This window comes from Nostoc sp. 'Peltigera membranacea cyanobiont' 213, assembly GCF_002245975.1.
Taxonomy (GTDB): Bacteria; Cyanobacteriota; Cyanobacteriia; order Cyanobacteriales; family Nostocaceae; genus Nostoc.
In genome coordinates this window covers 1-13,502 of the sequence record NZ_NOLI01000045.1, presented here as the reverse complement: position 1 = coordinate 13,502, position 13,502 = coordinate 1, and the positions used below count along the sequence as shown (strand labels likewise).

Sequence of the window (13,502 nt, the reverse complement as noted above, 5' to 3'; positions counted from 1 at the left end):
CCTGTTTATGTTTCGTAATCTACTTGGTTTTTTTTGCGTCCACTTGCTTGTAGCAATAGATCCTCACCTAGATGAGACTATTATGACGCTTCAAAAGAACTGGAGCGCCCAGCTAAAAGATTGAACTCAGTAACTTGGTAACAAATTCCCGTAGTTCTTTAGCTGAGGAAGCTTTTAAGAAATTATTGACCGAAATCTGTGGGTAGATATTTAACAATCAGCCTGAAAGCACGTTTAAGATTTAAGTAAAGAAATATTTCGTAGCTTACAGGCATGAAACGCATCGTCTTGGTTGCTGGGTTTGAATCATTCAACGCTGACTTGTACAGGAAAGCCGCTTTTTTGGCTAACTCTCGCTGTCCTGAGTTGGATATTCGGGTATTTAGCGATCGCGATCTTACCAGCCAACGGGCCGAGGTAGAAGCAGCCCTTGATGGCGCTGATGTATTTTTCGGTAGCCTGCTATTTGATTACGATCGGGTTGTGTGGTTGCGCGATCGCATTTCCCAAATTCCCATCCGTCTAGTCTTTGAGTCAGCCTTAGAATTGATGAGTTTAACCAAGGTGGGTGACTTTGCCATTGGCGACAAGCCCAAAGGAATGCCCAAACCAGTTAAATTCATCCTCGACAAATTTAGCAACGGCCGAGAAGAAGACAAACTTGCTGGTTACATCAGCTTCTTAAAAATTGGCCCCAAACTACTGAAATATGTCCCAGTGCAAAAAGTCCAAGACTTACGCAACTGGTTAATTATCTATGGTTATTGGAATGCTGGCGGTTCAGAAAACGTCGCTTCATTATTTTGGACACTAGCAGAAAAATACTTAGATTTAAAAGTCGGCGACATTCCGCCGTTAATCGAAACCCCCAATATCGGATTACTCCATCCCGATTATCAAGGGTTTTTTGAATCACCCCGCGAATATTTAGAATGGTATCTTGTGGGGCGGGCATCTTGCCCGCCATTGTCAAAGGGCGGGCAAGATGCCCACCCCACAAAACCTGTTGTGGGGATTTTACTTTACCGAAAACATGTCATCACCAAACTACCCTACATTCCCCAACTAATTCGCAGTTTTGAAAAAGCCGGGTTAACTCCTTTACCCATCTTCATCAACGGCGTAGAAGGACACGTGGCGGTACGAGATTTAATGACAACCGATTATGAAATTCAGCAACGACAACTAGGTAATATAGAAACTCCCTCACTATCTAGTGAAGCAGTTAAAGTAGATGCGATCGTTTCCACAATTGGCTTTCCTCTCGTGGGTGGCCCGGCTGGTTCAATGGAAGGTGGCCGGCAAATAGAAGTAGCAAAACGCATTCTCACAGCCAAGAATGTACCTTATATTGTTGCCGCACCACTATTAATTCAAGATATTCACTCGTGGACGCGCCAAGGTGTCGGCGGATTGCAAAGTGTGGTGTTGTACGCCTTACCAGAATTAGATGGGGCAATTGATACCATTCCCCTTGGTGGTTTGGTGGGCGAAAATATTTATCTGATTCCCGAACGAGTGCAGCGATTAATTGATAGGGTGAAAAGCTGGGTAGCTTTGCGACAAAAACCTGCATCGGAACGCAAGATTGCCATTATTTTATATGGGTTTCCGCCAGGTTATGGGGCTGTAGGGACGGCTGCATTATTAAATGTGCCGCGTAGTTTGCTGAAGTTTCTCCACGCACTTAAAGAACAAGGTTACACCGTCGGAGATTTACCAGACGATGGGGAAGAATTGATTCGCTGGGTAAAAGAAGCAGATGAATCTAATCCTCTTGTGGGGCAGTCGTCTCGCCTGCCCCTAAATGGCGGGCAAGATGCCCACCCCACAAGTACTGTTAATGTTCGCACTCTAGAAAAATGGTTGGGATATTTGCAAACTTCCCGCATCGAAAAACAATGGAAATCTCTCACGGGAACTGGTATTAAAACCTATGGCGATGAATTCCAGATTGGCGGTGTGCAATTAGGCAATGTCTGGATAGGTGTACAACCACCTTTGGGGATACAAGGCGACCCGATGCGCTTAATGTTTGAACGAGATTTAACGCCTCATCCGCAATATGTAGCTTATTATAAATGGCTGCAAAATGAGTTTCAAGCTGATGCTTTAGTTCACTTTGGAATGCATGGAACGGTGGAATGGTTGCCTGGTTCTCCGTTGGGGAATACGGGTTATTCTTGGTCGGATATTCTGTTAGGAAATTTGCCTAATCTATATATATATGCGGCGAATAATCCGTCTGAATCGATGTTGGCGAAACGTCGCGGTTATGGTGTATTGATTTCTCATAATGTACCTCCTTATGGGCGGGCAGGTTTGTATAAGGAATTGGTGGCGTTGCGTGATTTGATTGCGGAGTATCGGGAAGATCCACAAAAGAATTATGTTTTGAAGGAAGGGATTTGTAAGAAAATTGTGGATTCTGGGTTGGATGCAGATTGTCCGTTTGCGGATGCTAAACGGTTGGGGATTGCGTTTACTCCTGAAAATGTGCGGATGTTTAGCGATCGCGCTTTTGATGATTATTTGGTGGTGTTGTATGAATATTTGCAGGTTTTAGAAAATCGGTTGTTTTCTTCGGGGTTGCATACTTTGGGGGAAAAGCCGAGTGAGGAGGAGTTGGAGTCGTATTTGGAAGCTTATTTTGGGGGGGAGGAGGAAGAAAACGAACCGCGTTCGCGTAGCGTCTCGCAGAGAAGGCGCGAAGGACGCGAAGAGGAGGAAAGGTTAATAAAGGATTTGTTGATGCAGTCTACGGATGAGTTAACAAATTTGTTAAGGGGGTTGAATGGGGAGTATATTCCGCCTGCGCCTGGTGGGGATTTATTAAGGGATGGGGCTGGTGTTTTGCCGACTGGGAGGAATATTCATGCTTTAGATCCTTATCGGATGCCTTCGCCTGCTGCTTATGAACGGGGACGGGAAATTGGTCAAAAAATTATTGCCCAGCATTTGGATGAGTATGGGAAGTATCCTGAGACGGTGGCGGTGATGTTATGGGGGTTGGATGCAATTAAAACTAAGGGTGAATCTTTGGGGATTCTGTTGGAGTTGGTGGGGGCTGAACCAGTTAAGGAAGGAACTGGTAGAGTTGTTCGTTATGAATTAAAGCCGTTGGCTGAGGTTGGACATCCGCGCATTGATATATTGGGTAATTTGTCTGGGATTTTTCGGGATAGTTTTGTCAATATTATCGAATTGTTGGATGATTTATTTCAACGGGCGGCTGATGCTGATGAACCGGAAGATCGCAATTTTATTAGAAGACACGCTTTGGCTTTAAAAGCCCAAGGTGTGGAAAATCCATCGGCGAGATTGTTTTCTAATCCTGCGGGTGATTTTGGTTCTTTGGTGAACGATCGCGTGGTGGATGGTAACTGGGAATCTGGTGAGGAGTTGGGTAATACTTGGCAGAGTCGCAATGTATTCAGCTACGGGAGAGAAGATAAAGGTCAAGCTAGACCGGAAGTTTTGAATACTCTGTTAAAAACTAGCGATCGCATTGTTCAAGAAATCGATTCGGTAGAATATGGTTTAACTGATATTCAAGAATATTACGCCAATACCGGCGGTTTGAAAAAGGCAGCAGAAAAACAAAGCGGTAAGAAGGTGACAACTAGCTTTGTGGAAAGTTTCTCGAAGGATACTACACCCCGCAATTTAGACGATTTGCTGCGAATGGAGTATCGCACGAAATTGGTAAATCCCAAATGGGCGCAAGCGATGGCGAATCAAGGTTCTGGTGGTGCTTTTGAAATTTCTCAACGGATGACGGCGTTGATTGGTTGGGGTGGTACTGCCGATTTTACCGATGATTGGGTTTATGACCAAGCGGCTGATACTTATGCGTTAGACGCAGAGATGGCGGATAAATTACGTAAGGCAAATCCTGAAGCTTTCCGCAATATTTTAGGGAGAATGTTAGAAGCGCATGGGCGGGGTTTCTGGGAAGCTGATGGTGATAAGTTAGATAAGTTGCGCCAGTTGTATGAGTTAACGGATGAAGAGTTGGAAGGTGTGACAGTTTAGAAGGTAGATACGTTAAAAGTTCAAATAAAAATTATTGTAGAGACGGCGATTTATCGCGTCTTTGCTTAACCGAACCGTATTGAAAGCGATGTCTACAACGGGCTACGCCTGCGCTATTAGGCTTGAAGCTGTAAAAATTTAAACCTTTGCAGCTAAGATTACTTCATGTATAAGAAAGGCTTAAGTTTTTCTTGCAAATGTATAAGCCGTTGCTGCAAACGCTTAATACTTTGCAACAAATGCTTTTCTATGTATAAGAAAGGCTTAAGTTTTTCTTGCAAATGTATAAGTCGTTGCTGCAATTGTTTAATGCTTTGCAACAAATGCTATTTCATGTATAAGAAAGGCTTAAATCATTGCAGCAATTGTTGTAACGAACTTATGAATCTCTTTAATACTGCAAATAGGATATAGTCTAAGTGAAATTAACTACATTTTGAGAAATATAATTGCAACTTATTTGCTATATTTTCCCATGACAATTAGAACCATTTTGGTATAAAAAAGTACTATTAACTTAATAGCAGAGATGCATTATGGCACGTCGTAAAAGAAATTCCACCGCTTTAGAACGAGCCGATCGCCGGATTGAAAGTTTACAATCTATCAGTGTAGAACTTGACTTTGGCGAAGGATTGACTATCCAAGCTTACACGGTGACAATTAACGATCTCCGGTCTAAGCTTGCTGCTTACAACACTGCATTATCTACCATTGACAAACTTACAGATGATGTGAATAACGCCGAAAAGACTGTAATAGCGATGTCAGAACAAATGTTACTAGGAGTTGGCAGCCGTTACGGTAAAACCAGCCCAGAATACGAGATGGCGGGTGGTGCTAGACGAGGTAATACCAAGAAGAAGCGAAGCGTACTAGGCAATTCCAAACCCACCAATTCTTTAGCAGCCGATTCTGTTGAGGTTTCTTCTGCAAATGGATCTATGAATGGGGTATCGGGTGCGATCGGGAGTTGAGTAAAATCTAATAGGTTTTAGTGTCAACTTCAGATCAAACACTCGATTTATCCTGGTTTGAGATCCCCCAACCCCCTTAAAAAGCAGGGCTGTTTCATTCCCTAAAGAGCGCTAAATATCAAGGGTTCTAGCGATTTAAAACTGATTGTTTTGTTACCAGCGTGCCAAGAAAATGAAGAATTTTACTGTTGTTCAAGCGCTTAAAAGTTCATCTTCTCGTCACCCTCACTTACATTTTTTTCGCTAACTATCTTGACAAATCCTGTTTGAAATGGAATGAAACAGCCCTGCCTTAAAAAGGGGGCACTAGTTCCCCCCTTTTTAAGGCTACGGTGTGAATTACCCCCCTTAGAAAGCAGAGATGTGTGTACAAACCCAAAAACGTTGGAGATCCCCCTAAATCCCCCTTAAAAAGGGGGACTTTGATTCCGGTTCCCCCCTTTTTAAGGCCTACCGTGTATACACAAGTTCTATTTGCAAGGGTTTCAAGACTTATAGACCCAATAAATTGTGATTACAAGTCCTCAATCAAGGGCACAGCACTGCTGTGCCCCTACGACAGATGTGGTTTTTGAATGATTCATGTTTGGTATTTCCTGTCAATGCCTAATGCCATTTCACGAAAACCTTGATACAGATACACTTCTCGTAGGGGCACGGCACTGCCGTGCCCTGAGCAACTTGTGTATACACCGTAGCTTTTTAAGGCTAGGGGGGATCTGTAAGTGCAAAGATACAGCCAGCCACTTTTCAAACAATCTTCTATTTCTTCAACTGCTGCACAAAAGCATTATGTTCCGGTGACTTCAACCCCGCTTGCACCACCTCCAACACGCGCACCATCTGATTGTTTAACAGCGCCTCCACCGCTAACCACAAACCTGGAAACACCCCAGAGCAAATAATTCCATCTGCACCGGGAGATAGTGGTTGATAGTCGCCATCAATTAGGCAAAACCATTCAATTTGATTCTCGTAAGATTGCCAGATTACGTACTCCAAAACCCCATTACGGCGATAAACCTGCTTTTTGCTCCCTGTATCGATTGCAACGCTACTCGCTGCAATTTCAACAATTAATTCGGGAGATCCTTCAATGTAACCGTCGCTGCTTAAACGGGTTTGTCCGCCTGCGTCTGGTTCAATAAACAGTACTACATCTGGCTGGGGTTCATTGTCTAAATCTAGTCTGACGGTTGGGGCATCACTCAAATCAACGCCAGGAGTAAATGATTGGTAGACTCCTAACCAAGTTATAACCCGACTGTGGGGTTTGCCATGTTGCTCATGTCTTAATGGAGATGCCACGTAAACAATTCCTTCAATCAGTTCTGCTTTCTTGATATGGGGTGCAGCCTCATAACGCCGTTCAAATTCAGGGCGAGTTAAGCGATCGCCATTTTCAAGCGGAGGCAGATGTCTCTGGGGTGAGTACTCTCTAACCATTTGCCAATCCTTGGAGTTGCGGGATATTTTTGACTTTAGCAAACCTCAGTTATCAGTTAGGATTTCTTGATTTGCTGCTTTCCTCAAATTCCAAAAATCATAAAATGTAATGTTAATTGTCATTGTGTGTTCTACTGTGCGATCGCTTACTCGCCCAAGTTAGGCATCGCCGACAATTGATGCTGCATAACATAGGCCAACTAGCTATCATTAGCTAAGTGGTATGCCAGATACGACGGCAATACCATTTAGTTAGCAGTCTCTATCAACTGCTTACACTCCCACCCATAAAAATTAGTTTAATCCACTTTCTATTCCCTACTCTCTATTTTCATCCGCATTACCTAAAAGTTCTCTAACTAGGTACGGGATACAAAAAATACAAAAAATTTCTCAAGATTCAAGATTAAGGATAAGACTATGGCAACCGAACAGTTAACTAGAGACAGCGACAATCTCGATTTAAATCAGCTACTAAGAACGCTGAATGCTGTTAAACAAGGTGACTTTTCTGCTCGGATGCCCATAGACCATACTGGTGTAGCTGGTAAAATAGCTGATACGCTCAATGATATTATCGATCAAAATGAGCGAATGGCGGCCGAATTACAACGGATTGGTAACGTTGTCGGCAAAGAAGGCAAAATTGCCGATCGCGCCTCTCTCGGAGATGTTCGGGGTTCTTGGTCAGATTGCGTTACTTCTGTCAATACTCTGATTACAGATTTAGTTCAACCAACAGCTGAAACTACGCGGGTAATTCGGTCAGTTGCCAATGGTGACTTATCCCAAACGATCGCAACAGAAATCGACGGCAGACCCCTGCAAGGTGAGTTTCTTCAAACTGCTAATATCGTCAACACGATGGTAGAACGTCTCGGTTCTTTTGCATCGGAAGTTACCAGGGTTGCCCGTGAAGTAGGAACTGAGGGTAAGTTAGGTGTCCAGGCTGAAGTGCAAGGTGTGGCTGGCACTTGGAAAGATTTGACTGATAACGTTAACTTGATGGCGGGTAATCTCACCGGACAAGTTCGCAACATTGCCGAAGTTGCAACTGCGATCGCAAATGGTGACTTATCCAAAAAAATCACTGTTAATGTCAAAGGTGAAATTCTAGAACTAAAAAACACCGTCAACACGATGGTGGATCAGCTTAATTCTTTTGCGAGTGAAGTAACGCGAGTTGCCCGTGAAGTGGGAACTGAAGGGAAGTTGGGCGTACAAGCAGAAGTGAAAGGTGTCGCAGGAACTTGGAAGGATTTAACTGATAACGTTAATTTGATGGCAGGGAATTTAACTGCCCAAGTCCGTAATATTGCGGAAGTTACTACTGCTGTAGCGAATGGCGATTTATCCAAGAAAATTACTGTTGATGTCAAAGGCGAAATTTTAGAGTTGAAAAACACCGTTAATATCATGGTGGATCAACTTAATTCCTTTGCATCGGAAGTAACAAGGGTTGCGCGTGAGGTGGGTGCTGAAGGAAAATTAGGCGGGCAAGCAGAAGTTCGGGGAGTAGCGGGTACATGGAAAGACCTTACCGATAGTGTAAATTTCATGGCGGGAAGCTTGACGGCACAGGTGCGGAATATTGCCGAAGTGACTACTGCTGTAGCAAATGGCGACTTATCGAAGAAAATCACCGTCGATGTGAAAGGTGAAATTCTGGAGTTGAAGAATACCATCAATACAATGGTGGATCAACTCAATTCCTTTGCATCAGAAGTAACAAGAGTTGCCCGTGAAGTGGGAACTGAAGGGAAGTTAGGCGTACAAGCAGAAGTCCGGGGAGTTGCGGGGACTTGGAAAGATTTAACTGATAACGTTAACTTAATGGCGGGTAATCTCACCGGACAGGTGCGAAATATAGCCGAAGTTGCCACTGCGATCGCAAATGGCGATCTATCTAAAAAAATCACCGTTGATGTCAGAGGTGAAATTCTTGAACTCAAGAATACCATCAATATCATGGTGGATCAACTCAGTTCCTTTGCCAGTGAAGTAACAAGAGTTGCTAGGGAAGTGGGAAGTGAAGGTAAACTGGGCGTGCAAGCCGATGTGCGCGGTGTTGCGGGTACTTGGAAAGATTTAACCGACAGCGTAAACTTCATGGCGGGAAGTTTAACGGCACAGGTGCGGAATATTGCCGAAGTGACTACGGCAGTTGCAACTGGCGATTTATCCAAGAAAATTACTGTAGATGTGAAAGGTGAAATTCTGGAGTTGAAAAATACCATTAACACAATGGTGGATCAACTTAATTCCTTTGCATCAGAAGTTACAAGGGTTGCCCGTGAGGTGGGAAGCGAAGGTAAACTTGGCGTGCAAGCAGAAGTGCGCGGTGTGGCTGGCACTTGGAAGGATTTAACCGACAGCGTGAACTTCATGGCGGGAAGCTTGACGGCACAGGTGCGGAATATTGCCGAAGTAACGACGGCGGTTGCAACAGGCGACTTATCGAAGAAAATCACTGTTGATGTTAAAGGTGAAATTCTGGAGTTGAAAAATACCATCAACACGATGGTGGATCAACTCAGTTCTTTTGCATCGGAAGTAACGCGAGTCGCCCGTGAGGTGGGAACTGAAGGGAAATTGGGTGTACAAGCGGAAGTGAAAGACGTTGCCGGCACTTGGAAAGATTTAACTGACAGCGTAAACTTCATGGCGGGAAGCTTGACGGCACAGGTGCGAAACATTGCGGAAGTGACAACTGCGATCGCAAATGGTGACTTATCCAAAAAAATTACTGTTGCTGTCAAAGGCGAAATTCTCGAACTCAAGAATACCATCAATATAATGGTGGATCAACTCAACTCTTTTGCAAGTGAAGTGACGCGGGTTGCTCGTGAGGTGGGCAGTGAGGGTAAACTCGGCGTACAAGCAGATGTGCGCGGCGTGGCTGGAACTTGGAAAGATTTAACCGACAGCGTGAACTTCATGGCGGGAAGCTTAACGGCACAGGTGCGGAATATTGCCGCTGTCACCACCGCCGTAGCTAATGGCGACTTATCGAAAAAAATCTCCGTTGATGTCAAAGGTGAAATTTTAGAGTTGAAAAACACCGTCAACACGATGGTAGATCAACTCAATTCCTTTGCAAGTGAAGTGACGCGGGTGGCGCGGGAAGTGGGAACAGAAGGTAAACTGGGCGTACAAGCAGAAGTTAAAGGTGTAGCCGGCACTTGGAAGGATTTAACCGACAGTGTAAACTTCATGGCGGGAAGTTTGACGGCGCAAGTGCGAAACATTGCCGAAGTAACCACGGCGGTAGCTAATGGCGACTTATCCAAGAAAATCACTGTCGATGTGAAAGGTGAAATTCAGGAACTCAAAAACACCATTAATACAATGGTGGATCAGCTAAATTCTTTTGCATCAGAAGTTACCAGGGTTGCCCGTGAGGTGGGAACGGAAGGTAAACTAGGCGTACAAGCTTACGTCAGAGGAGTTGCTGGAACTTGGAAAGATTTAACAGATAACGTTAACTCGATGGCGGGGAACCTCACCGGACAAGTTCGCAACATCGCGGAAGTTACTAAGGCGGTAGCAAATGGCGACTTATCTAAGAAAATTACCGTCGATGCCAAAGGCGAAATTTTGGATTTGAAGAACACCACTAACACGATGGTTGATCAACTCAGTTCCTTTGCCAGTGAAGTAACGCGGGTGGCGCGGGAAGTAGGAACTGAAGGGAAGTTGGGCGGACAAGCGCAAGTCCAAGGTGTTGCAGGTACTTGGAAAGATTTAACTGACAACGTGAACTCGATGGCGGGTAACTTAACGGCACAAGTGCGCGGTATTGCCAGAGTTGTAACAGCGGTTGCTAACGGTGACTTGAAACGGAAACTGATGTTAGATGCTAAGGGAGAAATTGAAACTTTGGCAGAGACAATCAACGAGATGATTGATACCCTAGCGACATTTGCCAATCAAGTAACCACAGTGGCGCGGGAAGTAGGAATCGAAGGGAAGTTAGGCGGACAAGCTAGAGTACCAGGGGCGGCTGGAACTTGGAAAGATTTGACAGATAATGTAAACGAACTTGCTGCTACACTGACAACTCAGTTAAGAGCGATCGCAGAAGTTGCTACAGCTGTAACTAAGGGCGATCTAACTCGTTCAATTGCCGTCGAAGCATTAGGCGAAGTTGCGATCCTCAAAGACAACATTAACCAGATGATAGCCAATCTGCGGGAGACAACGCAGAAAAACACTGAACAAGATTGGTTGAAAACTAACTTAGCCAAGTTTACCCGAATGCTGCAAGGTCAGCGCGACTTAGAAACTGTATCTAAACTAATTCTCTCAGAATTAGCACCCTTGGTAGGAGCGCAACACGGCGTATTCTTTCTGATGGAGTCTGCTGAAAATACATCATATTTGAAATTAATTAGTAGCTACGCTTATCGGGAACGCAGACATCTAGCTAATCGTTTCCACTTGGGTGAAGGATTGGTGGGACAATGCGCTTTAGAAAAAGAGCGAATTCTGTTGACGGAAGTGCCAAGCGACTATATCAGAATTTCCTCTGGTTTAGGAGAAGCCACACCCCTAAATGCCGTGGTGTTACCCGTACTCTTTGAAGGACAGGTGACAGCAGTCATAGAATTAGCATCATTCCGCCGCTTTAGCGAAATTCATCTGACATTCTTCGACCAGCTTACCGAAAGTATAGCGATCGTCCTCAACACGATCGCAGCATCGATGCGAACTGAAGAATTACTCAAACAATCGCAATCTTTGGCTGAAGAACTCCAAACCCAGCAAAGCGAACTCCGGGAAACCAACCAGCGTTTAGAACAACAAGCCCAATCACTCAAAACTTCCGAGGATTTACTCAAAGGACAGCAAGAAGAACTGCAACAAACCAACGCCGAATTAGAAGAAAAGGCAGAGTTGATGGCGATGCAGAAGAAAGAAGTCGAGCGCAAAAATCGGGAAATTGAACAAGCAAGACTTTCTTTAGAAGACAAGGCCGAACAACTCGCCCTTTCTTCAAAATACAAATCAGAATTTCTTGCCAATATGTCCCACGAACTGCGGACACCGCTAAATAGCTTGTTGATTTTGGCGAAATTATTGACAGATAATATCGATCGTAACCTCACTGCCAAGCAAGTTGAATACAGCCAGACAATTTACTCAGCCGGTACTGACTTGTTAACGTTAATCAATGACATTCTGGATCTCGCTAAAATTGAATCTGGAACTATGTCGATTGACATAACCCAAATGCCATTGGTAGACTTGGGCGAACAAATTGAGCGTACCTTCCGGCAAATAGCTGAAAGCAAAAGACTTGCCTTCATAATTGAATTTATTCCTGAATTGCCCATAACCATCTATACAGATGTCAAACGCTTACAACAAGTGTTAAAAAATCTCCTCTCCAACGCTTTTAAATTTACAGAGCAAGGTGAAGTCCGCTTGCAGATTGCGCTAGCAAAACAGGGATGGAGCAACGACCAAGCAACTTTGAATCAAGCTCAAAATGTCATCGCCTTCTCAGTCAGCGATACAGGTATTGGCATCGCTCCCGACAAGCAAAAAGTTATTTTCGAGGCATTTCAGCAAGCCGATGGCTCTACTAGTCGCAGATACGGCGGTACTGGATTAGGCTTATCAATTAGCCGCGAAATTGCCCGTCTCTTTGGCGGCGAAATTAAACTTACAAGTCAACCAGGTCAAGGTAGCACCTTTACATTCTTCTTCCCACAATTAAATCCTGAATCTACATCAACACAATTAAATACTCATCAGCCCTCACTCCTCACTTCTCACTCTTTACTTTCAACTCAACCCTTAGCGCTGATAAATGACGATCGCGCTACTATTGCCATAGGCGATCGCGTTTTGTTAATTGTCGAGGATGATGTGAATTTTGCCCGTATCCTCATAGATATGGCGCAACAGCAAGGATTCAAAGTGATAACAGCCCAAAATGGCAGTACAGGTTTATCATTAGCGCAGCAATTCCTACCTTCAGCCGTTTTACTAGATATCCGAATGCCAGAAATGGATGGTTGGACGGTATTGGATCGTCTGAAACACGACCCGAATACCCGCCACATTCCTGTACACATTATGACCGTTGAAGAAGGGCAACAACGTAGTTTGCAACTCGGTGCGATCGCATATCTGCAAAAACCCTTAACTAGCGAGACAATATCTCAGGCTTTAATCAAAATTAAAGGTTTTGTTGAGCGCCAGGTCAAAAATTTACTGGTAGTCGAAGACGATGACACTCAACGGCTTAGTATTGTCGAGTTAATTGGCAACAGTGATGTTTCTACTACTGCTGTTGCTACTGGTACAGAAGCCCTAGAAGCCATCCGTAACCAGCATTTTGATTGCCTTGTCCTCGATTTAGGGCTACCCGACATGACCGGGTTTGAACTGATCGATCGGATTAAACTTTTACCTAACGGTAAAACATTGCCAATCATTGTCTACACAGGTAGAGAAATTAGCAAAGCCCAAGAAACTGAACTGAGGCGGATTGCCGAAACGATCATCATTAAAGATGTGCGATCGCCCGAACGTCTCCTCGACGAAACAGCATTATTTTTACACCGAATCCAAGCAAATTTACCAGCACCTAAACGACAAATACTTGAACAACTGCATTCTATAGATTACTTACTCGCAGGCAAGAAAGCGCTAATTGTAGACGACGATATGCGTAATATTTTCGCGCTGACAAGTATGCTGGAGCGTTATCAAATCCAAGTGATATACGCTGAAAACGGCAGAGAGGGGATTACCCTATTGGAAAATACACCAGATATTGATGTGGTTTTGATGGATGTAATGATGCCAGAAATGGACGGTTACGAAACAACAAGCTTAATCCGCCAAAACGAGCAGTTTAAATCTTTGCCGATTATTGCACTGACCGCTAAAGCCATGCAAGGCGATCGCGAGAAGTGTATTGAAGCCGGTGCATCAGACTATATCACCAAGCCCGTAGATACCGAACAACTGCTTTCACTCTTGCGTGTTTGGCTATACCGATGAAGGGGAGGCAGGGGATGTAGGGGAGGC

Annotated in this window: 4 protein-coding genes; 3 read left to right on the top strand and 1 reads right to left on the bottom strand. The window is 44.3% G+C overall.

Annotated elements, in window-relative coordinates; all coding sequences use genetic code 11:
- Positions 1-273: 273 nt before the first annotated feature.
- Together bchH and CDG77_RS14625 are read left to right on the top strand one after the other, a co-directional pair.
- On the top strand, positions 274-4,035 hold the full coding sequence (bchH, locus tag CDG77_RS14630; RefSeq protein ID WP_094330089.1) for a magnesium chelatase subunit H: 3,762 nt from the start codon (positions 274-276) through the stop codon (positions 4,033-4,035).
- Positions 4,036-4,571: 536 nt separating this feature from the next.
- Complete coding sequence (locus CDG77_RS14625; protein ID WP_094330088.1) at positions 4,572-5,012, top strand: hypothetical protein; 441 nt, start codon at positions 4,572-4,574, stop codon at positions 5,010-5,012.
- A 762-nt stretch (positions 5,013-5,774) separates the two neighbouring features.
- On the opposite strand, the gene CDG77_RS14620 is transcribed toward CDG77_RS14625, so the two are convergent.
- Positions 5,775-6,458, bottom strand: a complete 684-nt coding sequence (locus CDG77_RS14620) for a Uma2 family endonuclease (RefSeq protein ID WP_094330087.1) — start codon at positions 6,456-6,458, stop codon at positions 5,775-5,777.
- Between the two features lie 420 nt (positions 6,459-6,878).
- Between CDG77_RS14620 and CDG77_RS14615 the strand changes: the two genes are divergently transcribed.
- Positions 6,879-13,475, top strand: a complete 6,597-nt coding sequence (locus tag CDG77_RS14615; RefSeq protein WP_094330086.1) for a HAMP domain-containing protein — start codon at positions 6,879-6,881, stop codon at positions 13,473-13,475.
- Positions 13,476-13,502 lie beyond the last annotated feature (27 nt).